Origin of the sequence: Halostella limicola (genome assembly GCF_003675875.1) — an archaeon.
In the GTDB taxonomy this organism is placed as follows: Archaea; Halobacteriota; Halobacteria; order Halobacteriales; family Natronoarchaeaceae; genus Halostella; species Halostella limicola.
The window spans coordinates 1,046,212-1,060,721 of sequence record NZ_RCDI01000001.1 but is presented as its reverse complement, the minus strand read 5'-3'; the positions used below and the strand labels follow the sequence as shown (position 1 = coordinate 1,060,721).

Genomic DNA, 14,510 nt, shown 5'->3' with positions numbered 1-14,510 from the left:
AATCTTCGATTTCCGGGAACATCGAGAAACTCCGAACTTCTTTCTCGCGTGCGCCGTCGCGGCGACGAACCGACGGACTGTACTCCTCCGCAACCCTCTCTATTCCGGAGTCACTACGCCACCGCAATGAGCCACGCGGACGCCCACGACCTCGACGTGCGGGTAGTGCGGACCGACGAGCAGTACGACGACGCGCTCGACGTGCGATACGCCGTGTTCGTCGACGAGCAGGACGTGCCCGAGGACCTCGAAGTCGACGAGCACGAGGACGAGTCGGTCCACTTCGTCGCGTACCGAGACGGTGACCCGGTCGGGGCCGCGCGACTGCGGGAGAAAGACGACACCACCGCCAAGGTCGAGCGAGTGGCGGTCCTGCGAGAGTACCGCGGCGAGGGGTACGGCCGGGCGATCATGCGCGAGGTGGAGGCCGTCGCCGCGGCGCGGGGGTACGACCGCGTCGCGCTGCACGCACAGACCCACGCGGCGCCCTTTTACGACCGCCTCGACTACGAGCGCGTCGGCGAGGAGTTCGAGGAGGCAGGCATCCCGCACGTGACGATGGAGAAGGCGCTGGAGAGCGAGGGCGGGCCGGCCGGCGAGTGACGGCTCAGACCGTCGGCGGCCCGCCGAACGCGAACTCGAAGCGCGCGCCCCCGTCGGACCCCTCCGCGACCGTCGCGGTCCAGCCGTGGGCCTCGGCGATCGCGTCGACGACCGCGAGACCGACGCCGAGGCGGTCGTCGACCGTGCTGACCCCCCAGTCGAACACCGCATCGCGCTCGCGTTCGGGGATGCCCACGCCGTCGTCCGCGACGCGGAAGCCGTCCTCGGTCGGTTCGATCCGAACGGTCAGGGACTCGCCCGTACCGGCTCCGTCGGCGATCCCGTGCTCCGCGGCGTTCGCGTAGAGGGTCTCGAACAGCGTCGCGACCCGGCTCACGACGCCCGAAACTGTCGGGAGGGCCTCGTCGACGCGCACGTCGACCGGCCGGTCCGCCACGGCCGCCGCGGAGCACTCGGCGATGGCTGTCAGGTCGACCGGTTCCGGCTCCGTCACGACGGACCCGTTCCGCGCGAGAGCGGGCACGCCGTCGGTCAGGTCGGCGATCCGGTCTATCGCGTAGTCGATCTGGTCGAGGCTGTCGTGGTCCGTCCGTTCGCGGACCATTCCCAGATGCCCCTGCGCCAGTCCGATCGGATTGCGGAAGTCGTGGCTGACGACGCTCGCCACGCGTTCGAGGAGGTCGGCCTCCCGTCGGAGGGCCGCCCGCGTCCGGCGGGCGTCGACGATTGTCCGCACGCGCTCGCGGAGGAGCGAGCGGTCGCCAGTATCTCCCCCCGCGGGGAGGAAGTCGCCGCCCGCGGCGAGGACGCGCTCGACCGTCTCGTCCGCGATGTCCGCCGCGTAGACGAGGATGGGTCCGTCGTACCCCGCGTCGCGGATCCGTTCGAGGAGGGCAGCGGCGTCGAGGGCCGGCGGGTCGTGGCCGGTCACGACGCAGTCCGCGGCGTCGAGCGCGTCCAGCGCGCTTTCGGCGTCCGATCGGGTCGTCACCGACCAACCCGCGGCGGAGAGGTCGTCAGTCGGCGCGCCGCCCGGGGCGACGCAGACGACGTGTCCGTTCGACCGGGCGAAGGCAGGGAGAGCGGTCATCGGAGTCGTGTATCGAACGTAGACAGGTATAGTGAACTGATATATCTGTCGCCGATCGGGGTACGCGGCGGGGACGGTCAGTCCTGCCAATCGGGGTTCTCCCGCGGCGGGCTGAAGACGTCGACGCCGCGCACCGGTTCGTCGCCGCGGTTCTCTGCGGCGTGGGTCTCGCCGCCGGGGATGGCGTAGGAGTCGTCCGCCCCGACCTCGACCTCCTCGCCGTCGTCGAGCACGAAGGTGAGCGTCCCCTCGACGATGTAGCCGGTCTGCTCGTGCGGGTGGCTGTGGGCAGGCACCGTGGCGCCGGGTTCGATCTCGAAGTGCTGGACGTTCATCTCGTCCGCGCCGGCGAGCAGCGACAGGTGGACGCCGTCGACGGCCTCGGTCGAGTCGCGATCTGACACGGCAACGCGTTCCATGCCCCGGCGTACGGCGGACCTCCACCTAAGCGTTCGCCCCGGGGAACGGCCGCTGCCCCGCGTGCGCCGAGACGGAGCGTTCAACACCGGCCGGCCCCAACGCTCGCGCATGTACGCCGTGGTCGGGTGTAGCGACTGTAGCGCCCTCTGGATCGTCGAGGGGCGGCCGGACACGTCGCAGTGTCCGCGCTGCGGGACGCGCCGGCAGTTCTCGAAGCTCCGCGAGTTCGTCAGCACCGAGGACGAGGATCACGCCCGCGAGGTGCGCGCCTCGATGCTGGCGAACCGACAGGGCGAGGGCGAGACGTTCGCGGAGATGGACTCGTTCGCCGAACTCGGCGGGGAGGCCGAGGACGCCGGGATGGACGACGAGGAGTACCTCGACAGGGCCGGCGTCGACCCGGACGCGGTGGCGGGCGCCGCGGAACGCGCGGAGTCCGGCCGGAGCGGTGGCAGTCAGAGCCGCAAGGAGACGGTCCTGTCGGCGCTCCGGACGCTCGACCGCCCGACCGAGGACGAGGTCGTCGCGTACGCCGAGGACCGAGGGGTGCCGGCCGACTACGTCCGCGACGCGCTGACGAAACTTGTCCGCCGAGGCGAGGCAACCGAGTCGCGCGGTCGGTACCGGCTTCTCTGACCGCGTCCGTACGGGCAGCGGCTGGTGACGCGCGGTAGCATTTGACAACCCTGTAATATAAATCGGATCGAGTTGAAAATTAAATCAATGGAACAGTTGATCGACCACGTCCGCGGGGCGTCCCGTGCCATCGCGTCGATGACGGCCGGCGTTCCCGCTGATCAGGTCTTGCTCGCGGCGGTACTGGCCGTCGGCGGCGTCGCGGGGCGGATCACCGTCGGTCGCGACGGCCTGCCGCGCCCGGAACGAGTCGACCGGTGGCCGCTCGCGGCCGCCGGCGGTGCGTCCGTCGTCGTCGGGAGCCTGCTAGTCGTCGCGGAGACGTTCTCGGCGGTCGGCAGCGAAACGGGGCTGCTCGGGGCCGTGCTGGTTCTCGTCGGCTTCGGTGCGGTAGGTGCCAGGATCGCGGTCGAGGAAGAGCGCCCCCGCCGCGGCACCGGCTACGCTCTCGTCGGCGTCGGCTTCGCCGGGGTGTTCGTCGACGTCGCTCCGTCCGTCGCCCTCTCGGTGGCCGCCGTCGGCGGCCTCCTCTACTTCACTGACGACTCTACGGTCGAGTCGTGACGCCGACCGGCTACTGAGCGGCGCACGCGTCGGCGGTGCCCCGTTGTCCGGCGGAGCGCTCTCGTCGCGGCGGCACCGGACAGTCGCTCATATCAGTCCGAGCGTCTTCAGGAGGCCGACGAGCATCGCGATCACGGAAACCAGCAGCTTGGCGACCGTGAGCCAGCGTTTCGCGCGCGTCACCGGCCGAGTCCCGTCGGTGCGAGCCTCGTCGCTGTGGGTGCAGTCGCGTGTCATAGGTGGCGACGCCCGCCGGTGCTCCCCGGTCGGGCGTCACTCGAAACGTGGGCCAGATCGAGAATAAGCGCCAGCCAGCCCCCCGCGGCGAAAGTGAAAGTGGACCGTGAACGACGGCTGCCGTAACGCGACGGCCCTACGGCGGGTAATGCGTCCGAACCGGGGAGCGAACCGCGGCCGCTCGCAGGTGAAAGTGGTCCGTCCGGACAGGGGTTCGGGGGACCATCCCCCGAAGTCGGCGGTCGCTACCGGCCCAGGTCCTCGTGCGCGCCGGAGAGGTGCCGCGAGGCCAGCGCCGCGAGCAGGGAGAGCTCGCCCGCGAGTGCGCCCGCCGCGATGATCTCCGCGAGCGCGTCGGCGTTCGCCCCGGCGGGGTCGCCGCTGCCGCGGAGGCCGAGCACGTCCAGCGCCTCGGACTGCGTCGGCAGCTTCGTGCCGCCGCCGACCGTGCCGACTTCGAGGCTCGCGATGCTGACGGAGGCGTACAGCCCCTCCTCGCGCACGTCGACGGTGGTGATCGCGTTCGACCCCTCGACGACCTGCGCGGCGTCCTGCCCGGTCGCGAGGAACGCGGCGGCGACGGTGTTCGCGGCGTGGGCGTTGAAGCCGAGGCTCCCGGCTTTCGCGCTGCCGACGAGGTTCTTGCGAGTGTTCGCCTCCTCGATGGCTTCGGGCGTGGTGTGCAGGCGGTCTGCCACCGTCTCGTGGGGGATCAGCACGTCGGCCGTGACGGTGCGCCCCCGCCCCTCGACGGCGTTGATCGCGGCGGGCTTCTTGTCCGAGCAGAGGTTGCCCGACAGCGCGACGAGGTCCGCGGGGGTCTCGGCCTCGACGACCTCGGCCGCCTCGCGCGTCGCGATGGTGGCCATGTTCATCCCCATCGCGTCCTTCGTGTCGTAGACGAACCGAAGGTAGACGGAGTCGCCGACGACGTAGGGGTCGACGGCCTCCAGTTCGCCGTGGCTCGTCGTCGACTCCGCGGCCTCGCGCAGGGCGTCGACGTTGTCGCCGACCCACTCGACGACCTCGCTCGCCTCGGCGACGCCGTCGACGCGGAAGACGGGCGCGCGAGTCATCCCGGACTTGGTGACGCGAGCCGTCGCGCCGCCGGCGTCGGCGATGACCGAGAGCCCGCGGTTGACGCTCGCCACGAGCGCGCCCTCGGTCGTCGCCAGCGGGAGGTAGTACTCGCCCTCGGCCGCGCCCCCGTCTACGGGGACGGGTCCGGCGACGCCCATCGGGATCTGGGCCGCCCCGACCATGTTCTCGATGGCGGATTCGGCGTCGGCCGCGTCGAACGCGTAGTCGCCTACGGCGTCCAGGTCGACGCCCGTCTCGGCGGCGACGATCTCGCGGCGCGCGGCGGCGGCCGTCTCGGGGTCGGCGTGCTCGTCGAGTTCGTGCAGGCGGAGGTCGCCCTCGCGAACGCGGTCGGCGAGGTCCGCAGCGTCGGTCATACCTCGACGGTCGGACGGGGTGCCCCTAACAGTTGCTACTCGGCACCGGGATCCAAACGGTTTTGCTCCCGCCCCGCGCCCTGCCTCGTATGACGGAGGCCGCGGACCTGATACTCACGAACGCGGAGGTACACACGCTGACGGACCCGGACCGCACCGCGGGGGCGGTCGCGGTCCGCGACGGCGAGATCGTCAGAGTCGACAGCGAGTACGAGGTCGCGTTCCTGGAGGGCGTCGGAACGACCGTCGTCGACCTCGACGGCGCGGTCGTGCTCCCCGGCTTCGTCGACGCCCACACGCACATGGAGCAGGTCGGGAAGTACCGGCTCCACGCGGACCTCGCGGGGGCTGAGAGCAAGGACGAGGCGATCGACCGGCTGGTCGCCAGCGCGCGCGACGACGCGGTCGCCTCCGACTCGGCCGGCGGCGACTGGGTCCTCGGGTTCGGCTACGACGAGAGCGACTGGCCCGAGGGCGACTACCTGACGCGCGGGGAGCTAGACGCCGTCAGCGAGGAGCGCCCGGTCGCGGCCGTGCGCGTCGACATGCACACGGCGTCGCTGAACTCCGCGGCGCTCGAGCGACTGGCGGACGACCTGCCCGAGGACGACGTGGAGACGGCGGACGGCCGGCCGACCGGCGTGATCGTCGAGGACGCCGTCGAGGTCGCCCGCGACGACTTCGCCGCCGGCCCCGAGGAGACGCGGGAGCTGATCGCCGCGGCGCGGGACCGCGCGCACGAACTCGGCGTCACCGGCGTCCACGACATGGTGCGGGACTCCCACGCCCCGCGGGCGTACCGCGAACTGGCGCTCGACGGCGACCTGAACCTCCGCGTTCGGATCAACTACTGGAGCGACCACCTCGACGCGGTGCGTGAGACGGGGCTGCGGTCGAACCACGGGAGCGACGTGGTCCGGGTCGGCGGGATCAAGTCGTTCTCCGACGGGAGCGTCGGCGGCCGCACGGCGAAACTGTTCGAGCCGTACGAGGACGGCGACGGCACCGGCAAGTGGGTCGTCGACCCTGAGGAGCTTCGCGCCCTCGTCGACGACGTGGACGACGCCGACCTGCAGGCGACGGTCCACGCCATCGGCGACGAGGCGATAGAGGAGACGCTGTCGGCGCTGGAGGAGACCGAGGACCCCGCGGCCGCCCGCCACCGCATCGAGCACGTCGAACTCGCGACCGACGAGCAGATAGAGCGCATCGCCGAGGCGGGTATCGTCGCCTCGATGCAGCCGAACTTCCACCGCTGGGCTGACGAGGACGGCCTCTACGACCGCCGCCTCGGCCGCGAGCGCCGGAACCGCTCTAACCGCCTGAGTCGCTTCGTCGAAGCGGGCGCACGCCTCGCGTTCGGGAGCGACGTGATGCCGTTCGGCCCGCTGGAGGGGGTCCACCACGCCGTCAACGCGCCGACCGAGGCCCAGCGCGTCTCCGTGACCGAGGCGCTCCGGGCCTACACCAGCGGCGCGGCCTACGCCGGCTTCGACGAGGACCGTCTGGGTACCATCGAAGTCGGAACGGCCGCGGATTTCACGGTCCTCGACCGGTCGCCGTGGGAGAACGAGGAGGGGATTCGCGACATCGGGGTCGTCGCCACGGTCGTGGACGGGGAGTTCGTCTACGACGACCGGTAGCCTCTCCCGATCGGGTCGCGCACGTCGCCGCACGTCGTGAGCGCCCGCTCCGTTTTCGTCGTTCTGACCCAGTTCCGTATCGCGACGGCCGAGGCCCGTTTTCGATCCTTGTAAACAATTCACTCACCTCAAAGGGCTTTTTTGGCTACTTCCCGGCAGTCGTTCCGGCGTTCTTCGTTCTAGTAGCCACCAACAGGGGCTATTGAACACAAAATCTTTTCAACAGCGATTCCGAAGACGATGAATACACAAGGTGGTACTTCGTGCCAGAAATGGAAACCGCAGACATCGAAACGGACCTCAGCCTCTTCAAATACGACAACCTCGAACAGTTGCCCCCCGAATACCGGGAACTTGACGAGGACGAGCGAACGGAGCGGATCGAGGCGGCGCTGTCGACGCTCGGCGACGACGCAGTGATACTGGGCCACAACTACCAGCGAAAGGAGATCGTCGAACACGCCGACTTCGTCGGCGACTCCTACCAGCTGTCGGTCGAGGCGGCCGAGGCCGACGCGGACTACGTGATCTTCGGCGGCGTGACGTTCATGGCCGAGAGCGCGGACATCATCACCGACGACGACCAGACGGTGATCCTCCCGTCGATGGAGGCGTCGTGCCCGATGGCCGGCATGGCCGAGGCGCTCCAGGTCGACGCGGCGTGGGCGGAGATCACCGCGGCGGCCCCCGACGACGACATCGTTCCGATCACGTACATGAACTCCTACGCCGACCTGAAGGCCTTCTGCGCCGAGCAGGGCGGCGCGGTCTGCACGTCGTCGAACGCCGCGGACGTGTTCGAGTGGGCGCTGGAGAACGGCGACACGGTCCTCTTCTTGCCGGACAAGCACCTCGGGGAGAACACCGCGTACGAACTCGGCCTGGAGGACAGGACCGCCGAGTGGGACCCGTGGGACCCCGAAGGGAAGGACGCGGCCGAGGTCGCCGAGAGCGACGTCGTCCTCTGGGACGGCTACTGCCAGGTCCACGAGCGGTTCCGCGTCGAGCACGTCGAACAGGTGCGCGAGGACTACGACGACGCGAACGTTATCGTTCACCCCGAGTGCCGTCGCGAGGTCGTCGAGGCCGCCGACGTGGCGGGGAGCACGGCGACGATCTGCGAGACGGTCGCGGACGCTGACCCCGGCGAGACGTGGGCGATCGGCACGGAGATCCACCTGACGAACCACCTCCAGCGGTGGCACCCCGAGGTGAACGTGGTACCCCTCTGCGGCGAGGCCTGCATGGACTGCAACGCGATGCGCCAGATCGACCCGAACTATCTGGCGTGGGTGCTGGAGGAACTGGTCGCCGGCCGCGAGCGCAACGTCATCGAGGTCGCGCCGGCCGAGAAGGAACTGGCCGAACTGGCCATGGACCGGATGCTCGACATCGCATGACGGGGCGCACCACCGCCGACGTGCTCGTCGTCGGCAGCGGCATCGCCGGCTGTAGCGCCGCGCTGGCCGCCGCGCGGGAGGGCGCGGACGTGCTCCTCGTCACGAAGGCCGAGCGCCCGGAGGACGCGAGCACCGACTGGGCGCAGGGCGGCATCGCGACTACCCGGGGCGACCCCGAATCGCTCCGCGAGGACGTCGTCGCGGCCAGCGCCGGCACGGCCGACCCCGAGGCCGTCGACGTGCTTGTCCAGAACGCGCCCGCCGCCGTCTCGGACGTGCTCGTCGAGACGCTGGAGATCGACTTCGACCGGTCCGGCGCCGGCTACGACTTCGCCCGCGAGGCGGGCCACTCGGCGGAGCGCATCCTCCACGTGGACGCGAGCACCGGCCGGCACCTGCTCCGGCCGTTCCTGAACTACCTCGACGACCACGAGCGGGTGCGGATCCGCGACGACACCGCCGCGCTCGACCTGATCACCCACGAAGGGCGGGTCCACGGCGCGCTGCTCGACGCCGCACCGACCGGCGAACCCGTCTTCGCGGGCGCGACGGTCCTCGCCACCGGCGGCATCGGGGCCTGCTACCGACGCTCGACGAACCCGTCGGGCGCGACCGGCGACGGGATCGCGATGGCAGCGCTCGCCGGTGCCGACGTGGCCGACATGGAGTACGTGCAGTTCCACCCGACCGCGTACGCCGGAAGCGAGACGGACGGGGCTGGACGCACCGGCGAGCGAGACGACACCTTCCTGATCAGCGAGGCCGTCCGCGGCGAGGGCGCGCTGCTGCGAAACGGCGACGGCGAGCGATTCATGCCCGGCTACCACGAGGACGCCGAACTCGCGCCGCGGGACGTGGTCGCCCGCGCCGTCGACGCCGAGCGCGAAGACACCGGCGAGGTGTACCTCGACGTCTCCCCCATCGACTTCGCCGAGGAGTTCCCGGACCTCGCCGGGAAGTGCGAGGAGCGCGGGGTCGACTGGTCCGAGGGCATCCCCGTCGCCCCCTGCGAGCACTTCCTCTGCGGCGGCGTCGACGTGGACGACCGCGGGCGGACCGGCCTCGACCGCCTGTTCGCCGTCGGCGAGTGCGCGCGCACGGGCGTCCACGGCGCCAATCGGCTCGCCAGCACCAGCTTGCTGGAGGGCCTCGTCTGGGGCCTGCGCGCCGGCGAGGCAGCGGTCGGCAACGAGGTCGTCGAGACGGAGCCGCCGGAGCTGCTCGACAGCGACCCCGACCTCCCGCCGCGGTTCGCCGCGGAGAAGTTCACCCGACTCCGCCGCGTGATGGAGGAGGAGGTCGGCATCCGGCGCACCCCGGAGGGACTGCGGCGCGCGACCGCCGTCCTCCGGCGGCTGAAGGGCGAGGTGGACGCCTACGTCCGCACCCGTACCGCGCGGGACCTGTACGAACTGCGCAACGCCAGCGTCACCGCCCTGCTCGTCGCGCGCGCCGCCGCGGAGAACGAGGAGTCGGTCGGCTGCCACTACCTCGAGCCCGCCGACCGGACCGCGCCCGCGGGGGACTGACCGTGCCGGTCACCGACCTGCAGGTCGAGCGCTGGCTCCGCGAGGACCTGGGTCACCACGACGTGACCAACGACGTGCCCGGCGAGACGAGCGGCCGCCTCGTGGCGAAGGAAGCCGGCGTCGCGGCCGGCCTCGACGCGGCCGAGGCCGTGTTCGAATACCTCGGCGTCGACGCCGCGGCGCGCGTCGGCGCGGGCGATCGCGTCGAACCGGGCGAGACGGTGCTGACCTGCGAGGGCGACGCGCAGTCGGTCCTCCGGGGGGAACGGGTCGCCGTCAACGTCGCGGGCCACGCCTCGGGCGTCGCGACGAAGACGCGTGCGGCGGTCGACGCGGCCCGAGAGGTGAACGATTCGGTCGCTGTCGCCGGCACCCGCAAGACGACGCCGGGGCTCCGCGGCGTCGAGAAGCGGGCGGTCGCGGCGGGCGGCGGCGACACCCATCGTCTCGACCTCTCGCACATGGTCATGGTCAAGGAGAACCACGCTGCGGAGCTGGGGCTGGAGGAAGCGATCGCGCGCTTCCGCGAGGAGGCCTCCTTCGCGACGAAGGTCGAGGCCGAGGTGGAGGACCCGGCCGACGCGGCGCGGGCCGCCGCGGCGGGGGCGGACGTCGTGCTGCTCGACAACATGACGCCCGAGGAGACGGCGACGGCGGTCGACCGCCTCCGCGAGGCCGACGCCGACGCGCTCGCGGAGGCCTCGGGGGGTATCGCCGTCGGCGATGTGCCCGCGTACGCGCGGACGGGCGTGGACGTAATATCGATGGGAGCGCTCACCCACTCCGCGCCGTCGCTCGACTACTCCTTCCGGACCGGGTAGTTCAGGGCGTCCGGTCGAGCCGCGTCGCCAGCATCACCTCGTCGACGTACACGCCGTCGACTCGGTAGTGGTCCTCGCGGACCGCCTCCGTCTCCCAGCCGAGCGAGCGCAGGAACTCGACGCCCGCGTCGTTGGTCGCCGGGAGGCTGGCGTACACCTTTTCCAGCCCGTTCGACGCGGCCCACTCCAGCGCGCGCTGCAGCAGGTGACTCCCCATGCCGTGGCGGCGGTACCCCTCCAGCACCCCGAGGGTGAGCTCGGCCGTGTGGGCGAGCTTCGCGACCTCCGGCGTCTCGACGTGGGCCCACCCGACCACCTCGTCGCCGACCGTCCCGACAAAGAACATCCGCGTCTCGACGGTGTTGTGCCGGAGCAGGACGTCCTCGTAGTCCAGTTGCTCCGCGACGGTTTCGGCCACGATGTCCGTTTTCGCCCCGGAGACTTCCCGGATCGCTCCGACGAGGCCCGTCAGGTCGTCCTCGCGGGCGGGCCGTATCTCGTAGGTAACCCCCGCCTCCCGGTGTTCCTCCGTCTCGCACGGGACGCGGGCGACTCGCAGCTTCCCGTTCGCGTTCTCCAGATACCCGTCGCGTTTCAGCACGGTGACGTGGTGGTTGAAGCCCTCCGGGTCGACCCCCGCGGCCGCCGCGACCGCGGAGGGGTCCGCCTCGCCGTGGCGCTCCACGTGGGCGTAGATGCGCTTGCGAGCGTCGGCGTCGAACTCCGGGCGTTCGAACGTCCACATGGTCGCACGGTTCGGACCGAGAGCGTATAGTGATGGTCCCGACGCCGCCGGCGTTTCTCGGTTCGGAAATAGTTAAGTTTAGAGAGTGAAGAAGAGAAAACATGGGCTCGGAAGCGGACAACGGACAGACGCAACTGATCGCGAAGGCGTTCGGCGTGACCGGTGGGGTGCCGTTCGCCGCCGTCGCGTACGTCCTGTTCGAGAGTTACCTCCTCGCCGGCGTGCTCCTCGTGACGGAGGGGATCGGTTCGTACTACCTCCTCACGTACGTATTCGCCCAGAACGAGGAAGTGGACGGACACGGCTCCCCCGGCGGGATCCACGAGGGCGCCCTCGGGTTCGGTCTCTCGATAGGGTCGGTCTCGATGCTCGCGGGGGCGTTCGCCGACGTCGGTGTCCCGGACGCCATCGCCGGCGGCCTGCTCGTCGCGACCGTCGCGTACGTCGTGCTCTCGTTCGCCCTCCCGCCAGTGAAAGAGGATCGCGCCGCCCTGTAATCACTCCAGCAGGTTCTCGCCGGTCATCGCCGCGGGCCGTTCGACGCCGATCAGCGACAGCACCGTCGGCGCGATGTCCGCGAGCGTGCCGCCCTCGCGGACGCGCCGTCCGCCGTCGGTCCCCTCGGGGTCGAGGTAGACCAGCGGGACGGCGTTGTAGGTGTGCGCGGTGTGAGGATCCGCTTCCGTCCCCATGTCGTCCGCGTTGCCGTGGTCCGCGGTGATCAGGACGTGCGCCCCGCGCTTCCGGAGGTGGTCGACGAGGCGGCCGAGCTGCTCGTCGACGGCCTCGACGGCGGTTATCGCCGCCCGGTAGTTGCCGGTGTGACCGACCATGTCCGGGTTGGCGTAGTTCAGGACGAGCAGGTCGGGGTCGTCGGCGTCGATCAGGCGGATCGCGTTGTCGGTGACGCCCTCCGCGCTCATCTCCGGCTGCATGTCGTAGGTGGCGACCGGCGGCGACTCGACGATCTCGCGGACCTCCCCGTCGAACTCCACCTCTCGCCCCCCGTTCAGGAAGTAGGTGACGTGTGGGTACTTCTCGGACTCGGCGATGCGGAGCTGCGTGCGGCCGTGGTCGGCCAGCACCTCGCCCAGCGTGTCCTCGGGCTGGTGCGGCGGGTAGGCGACCGGCAGGTCGAACGTCTTATCGTACTGGGTCATCGTCACCACCTCGACGTCCGGCGGCGACGTGTCGAACTCCCAGACGGGGTCGATGTCGGCCAGCATCCGAGTCAACTGGCGGGCGCGGTCCGAGCGGTAGTTGAAGAAGACGACCGCGTCGCCGTCTTCGAGGGCGGGCCGACCTCGCACCAGCGTCGGCTCCACGAACTCGTCGGTGTCGCCGCGGTCGTAGGACTCCTCGACGGCGGCGATGGAGGAGGCGGACTCGTGGTCGGCCTCGCGGTTCACGATGGCGTCGTACGCGCGCTTCGTCCGGTTCCAGTTCTGGTCGCGGTCCATCGCGTAGTAGCGGCCCGTGACGGTGGCGACGTGGCCGGTGCCGTGCTCCTCGATGACCTCCTCCAGTTCGCGGAGGTAGCCCGCGCCCGCCGTCGGGGACGTGTCGCGCCCGTCCATGAACGCGTGCGTGACCGCCTCGACCCCGCGCTCGGCGGCCATCTCGACGAGCGCGAACAGGTGCTCGTAGTCGGAGTGGACGCCGCCGTCGCTCACGAGCCCCATGAAGTGGACCCGGCCGTCGTGCTCCTCGGCGTACGTCGACGCCGACTGGAGCGCGTCGTTCGTGTGGAAGGTGCCCTCCTCGATGGAGTCAGTGATGCGGGTGTACTCCTGCTTGACCACCCGTCCCGCGCCGATGTTCAGGTGGCCGACCTCGCTGTTGCCCATCTGTCCGTCCGGGAGGCCGACCCGACGTCCCGTGACGTTCAGCGTGCCGTACGCGCCGGACTCGGCGTAGCGATCGAAGTTCGGCGTGTCCGCCGCCTTGACGGCGTCGCGCCGGTCGTGCTCGCCGAGTCCCCACCCGTCGAGGATGATGATTGCGGCGTCCATGCGCGACACATCGCGGGCGCGAGTGAACTACCCTTCGCTTGTCGGCGACAGCGGAAAGCGGAGTTCGGCCGTCTCATCCGGGGTCAATTCGTCGCCGCGGGCGACGGTCGATTCGCCGCCGCGGCGCGACACTCGAGTGTGCGGGACGTGGCACGCCAGCACATTCGTTTGCGGCGTTTGCGAGGGGACGGATCGGCCCGCGTACCTGTCCCCACTGTTTTCATTTTCGCCGACCGCGACCGCAACTATCGATGAATTTAAGATAGATAAGTCTCAGAAACGGATATGGCTATCAACAGACGGCAGTTCGTCAGTGGTCTCGGCGCAGCAGGGCTCGCCGGCTTCGCCGGTTGTACCGGAAACGGGGGCGGCGGCGGTGGAGGTGACGAGGCGGCCGCCAACATCGGCATGGTGTACGCCACGGGCGGTCTCGGCGACGGGTCGTTCAACGACCAGGCCCAGACCGGCATCCAGCAGGCCGAAGAGGAACTCGACATCTCCTACGACGAGGTCCAGCCGGAGGAGGTGTCCGACTTCAGCAACCTCCAGCAGCAGTTCGCCCAGTCGACGAACCCCGATTACGACCTCGTCTCCTGCATCGGCTTCCTGCAGGCCGACGCGCTCTCTGAGACCGCGGCGGAGTACCCCGAGCAGAGCTTCCAGATCGTCGACAGCGTCGTCGACGCCGACAACGTCGCCTCGTACGTCTTCGCGGAACACGAGGGGTCGTTCCTCGTCGGGCAGATGGCCGGCCTGCTCACCGGCATGGAGTTCGAAGCGGGTGCGGGGGCGACCCGTCCCGACTCCACGAACGTCGGCTTCGTCGGCGGCGTCGAGTCCGACCTCATCCAGAAGTTCGAGGCCGGGTTCATCGCGGGGGCGAAACACGCGAGCGAGGACGTCGACGTGCAGACCTCGTACGTCGGGGACTTCAACGACCCCTCCGGCGGCAAGGAGGCGGCGCTCTCGATGTACAACTCCGGCGCCGATATCGTCTACCATGCGGCGGGGAACACGGGGACGGGCGTCTTCGACGCCGCGCAGGAGCAGGGCCGCTTCGCGATCGGCGTCGACCGCGACCAGTCGGTGACGGCCGAGTCCTACGCCGACGTCATCCTCGCGAGCATGGTCAAACGCGTCGACACTGCCGTGTACAACGCCGTCGAGGAGACCGTCAACGACGAGTTCGAGGGCGGCCGGACTGTGCCGCTCGGGCTCGAAGAAGAGGGCGTCGCGTGCGTCTACGGGCAGGACCTGGAATCCCAGATCCCGCAGGACGTCAAGGACGCCGTCGCGTCGACCCGCGAGGAGATCATCGCTGGCGACATCGACGTCCCCGACAGCCCTCAGTGAGACAGATCCCATCGAGTCGGTCGATCTGAAACCGTACTA

Annotated in this window: 15 protein-coding genes; 9 read left to right on the top strand and 6 right to left on the bottom strand. The window is 70.2% G+C overall.

Going from position 1 to position 14,510, the window contains the following annotated elements:
* Positions 1-126 precede the first annotated feature (126 nt).
* Complete coding sequence (locus D8670_RS06380) at positions 127-603, top strand: GNAT family N-acetyltransferase (RefSeq protein WP_121817227.1); 477 nt, start codon at positions 127-129, stop codon at positions 601-603.
* A gap of 4 nt (positions 604-607) precedes the next feature.
* Here D8670_RS06380 and D8670_RS06375 read toward each other — a convergent pair whose 3' ends face one another.
* Positions 608-1,654 (bottom strand): sensor histidine kinase, encoded by a 1,047-nt coding sequence (locus D8670_RS06375; RefSeq protein ID WP_121817226.1) that lies wholly within the window; start codon positions 1,652-1,654, stop codon positions 608-610.
* Positions 1,655-1,731: 77 nt separating this feature from the next.
* Positions 1,732-2,073 (bottom strand): cupin domain-containing protein, encoded by a 342-nt coding sequence (locus D8670_RS06370; RefSeq protein ID WP_121817225.1) that lies wholly within the window; start codon positions 2,071-2,073, stop codon positions 1,732-1,734.
* 109 nt (positions 2,074-2,182) lie between these two features.
* Here D8670_RS06370 and D8670_RS06365 point away from each other — a divergent pair, with 109 nt between their 5' ends.
* Positions 2,183-2,710, top strand: a complete 528-nt coding sequence (locus D8670_RS06365) for a DUF5817 domain-containing protein (RefSeq protein ID WP_121817224.1) — start codon at positions 2,183-2,185, stop codon at positions 2,708-2,710.
* Between the two features lie 87 nt (positions 2,711-2,797).
* Complete coding sequence (locus tag D8670_RS06360; RefSeq protein WP_121817223.1) at positions 2,798-3,274, top strand: QVPTGV class sortase B protein-sorting domain-containing protein; 477 nt, start codon at positions 2,798-2,800, stop codon at positions 3,272-3,274.
* Between the two features lie 87 nt (positions 3,275-3,361).
* Here D8670_RS06360 and D8670_RS20775 read toward each other — a convergent pair whose 3' ends face one another.
* Positions 3,362-3,511 (bottom strand): hypothetical protein, encoded by a 150-nt coding sequence (locus D8670_RS20775; protein ID WP_162994207.1) that lies wholly within the window; start codon positions 3,509-3,511, stop codon positions 3,362-3,364.
* Between the two features lie 245 nt (positions 3,512-3,756).
* Complete coding sequence (hmgA, locus tag D8670_RS06355; protein WP_121817222.1) at positions 3,757-4,968, bottom strand: hydroxymethylglutaryl-CoA reductase (NADPH); 1,212 nt, start codon at positions 4,966-4,968, stop codon at positions 3,757-3,759.
* Between the two features lie 89 nt (positions 4,969-5,057).
* On the opposite strand from hmgA, the gene D8670_RS06350 reads away from it, so the two are divergent.
* The 4 genes from D8670_RS06350 (at position 5,058) to nadC (ending at position 10,361) form a co-directional block, all read left to right on the top strand.
* Complete coding sequence (locus D8670_RS06350) at positions 5,058-6,611, top strand: amidohydrolase (RefSeq protein ID WP_121817221.1); 1,554 nt, start codon at positions 5,058-5,060, stop codon at positions 6,609-6,611.
* A 272-nt stretch (positions 6,612-6,883) separates the two neighbouring features.
* The gene (gene nadA, locus D8670_RS06345; RefSeq protein WP_193569270.1) at positions 6,884-8,011 is read left to right on the top strand and encodes a quinolinate synthase NadA; all 1,128 of its coding nucleotides are present in this window, start codon (positions 6,884-6,886) and stop codon (positions 8,009-8,011) included.
* A complete protein-coding gene (locus tag D8670_RS06340) occupies positions 8,008-9,540 on the top strand; it encodes an L-aspartate oxidase (protein WP_121817219.1) in 1,533 nt (510 codons plus the stop codon). Before nadA ends, D8670_RS06340 begins: the two co-directional genes overlap by 4 nt.
* A gap of 2 nt (positions 9,541-9,542) precedes the next feature.
* Entirely contained in the window at positions 9,543-10,361 is an 819-nt protein-coding gene (nadC, locus tag D8670_RS06335) for a carboxylating nicotinate-nucleotide diphosphorylase (RefSeq protein ID WP_121817218.1), read from the top strand.
* A gap of 1 nt (position 10,362) precedes the next feature.
* Here nadC and D8670_RS06330 read toward each other — a convergent pair whose 3' ends face one another.
* Positions 10,363-11,106, bottom strand: a complete 744-nt coding sequence (locus D8670_RS06330) for a GNAT family N-acetyltransferase (protein WP_121817217.1) — start codon at positions 11,104-11,106, stop codon at positions 10,363-10,365.
* A 101-nt stretch (positions 11,107-11,207) separates the two neighbouring features.
* Here D8670_RS06330 and D8670_RS06325 point away from each other — a divergent pair, with 101 nt between their 5' ends.
* Positions 11,208-11,603: a hypothetical protein gene (locus D8670_RS06325; RefSeq protein WP_121817216.1), complete on the top strand. Its 396-nt coding sequence runs from the start codon at positions 11,208-11,210 to the stop codon at positions 11,601-11,603.
* Here D8670_RS06325 and gpmI read toward each other — a convergent pair whose 3' ends face one another.
* Entirely contained in the window at positions 11,604-13,118 is a 1,515-nt protein-coding gene (gpmI, locus tag D8670_RS06320) for a 2,3-bisphosphoglycerate-independent phosphoglycerate mutase (protein ID WP_121817215.1), read from the bottom strand.
* A 285-nt stretch (positions 13,119-13,403) separates the two neighbouring features.
* On the opposite strand from gpmI, the gene D8670_RS06315 reads away from it, so the two are divergent.
* Positions 13,404-14,471: a BMP family lipoprotein gene (locus tag D8670_RS06315; RefSeq protein ID WP_162994206.1), complete on the top strand. Its 1,068-nt coding sequence runs from the start codon at positions 13,404-13,406 to the stop codon at positions 14,469-14,471.
* Positions 14,472-14,510 lie beyond the last annotated feature (39 nt).

Bases quoted from the DNA above. Each gene is read 5' to 3' on its own strand.
- D8670_RS06380 (WP_121817227.1), top strand. From the start codon at position 127: ATGAGCCACGCGGACGCCCACGACCTCGACGTGCGGGTAGTGCGGACC.
- D8670_RS06375 (WP_121817226.1), bottom strand. From the start codon at position 1,654: ATGACCGCTCTCCCTGCCTTCGCCCGGTCGAACGGACACGTCGTCTGC.
- D8670_RS06370 (WP_121817225.1), bottom strand. From the start codon at position 2,073: ATGGAACGCGTTGCCGTGTCAGATCGCGACTCGACCGAGGCCGTCGAC.
- D8670_RS06365 (WP_121817224.1), top strand. From the start codon at position 2,183: ATGTACGCCGTGGTCGGGTGTAGCGACTGTAGCGCCCTCTGGATCGTC.
- D8670_RS06360 (WP_121817223.1), top strand. From the start codon at position 2,798: ATGGAACAGTTGATCGACCACGTCCGCGGGGCGTCCCGTGCCATCGCG.
- D8670_RS20775 (WP_162994207.1), bottom strand. From the start codon at position 3,511: ATGACACGCGACTGCACCCACAGCGACGAGGCTCGCACCGACGGGACT.
- hmgA (WP_121817222.1), bottom strand. From the start codon at position 4,968: ATGACCGACGCTGCGGACCTCGCCGACCGCGTTCGCGAGGGCGACCTC.
- D8670_RS06350 (WP_121817221.1), top strand. From the start codon at position 5,058: ATGACGGAGGCCGCGGACCTGATACTCACGAACGCGGAGGTACACACG.
- nadA (WP_193569270.1), top strand. From the start codon at position 6,884: ATGGAAACCGCAGACATCGAAACGGACCTCAGCCTCTTCAAATACGAC.
- D8670_RS06340 (WP_121817219.1), top strand. From the start codon at position 8,008: ATGACGGGGCGCACCACCGCCGACGTGCTCGTCGTCGGCAGCGGCATC.
- D8670_RS06330 (WP_121817217.1), bottom strand. From the start codon at position 11,106: ATGTGGACGTTCGAACGCCCGGAGTTCGACGCCGACGCTCGCAAGCGC.
- D8670_RS06325 (WP_121817216.1), top strand. From the start codon at position 11,208: ATGGGCTCGGAAGCGGACAACGGACAGACGCAACTGATCGCGAAGGCG.
- gpmI (WP_121817215.1), bottom strand. From the start codon at position 13,118: ATGGACGCCGCAATCATCATCCTCGACGGGTGGGGACTCGGCGAGCAC.
- D8670_RS06315 (WP_162994206.1), top strand. From the start codon at position 13,404: ATGGCTATCAACAGACGGCAGTTCGTCAGTGGTCTCGGCGCAGCAGGG.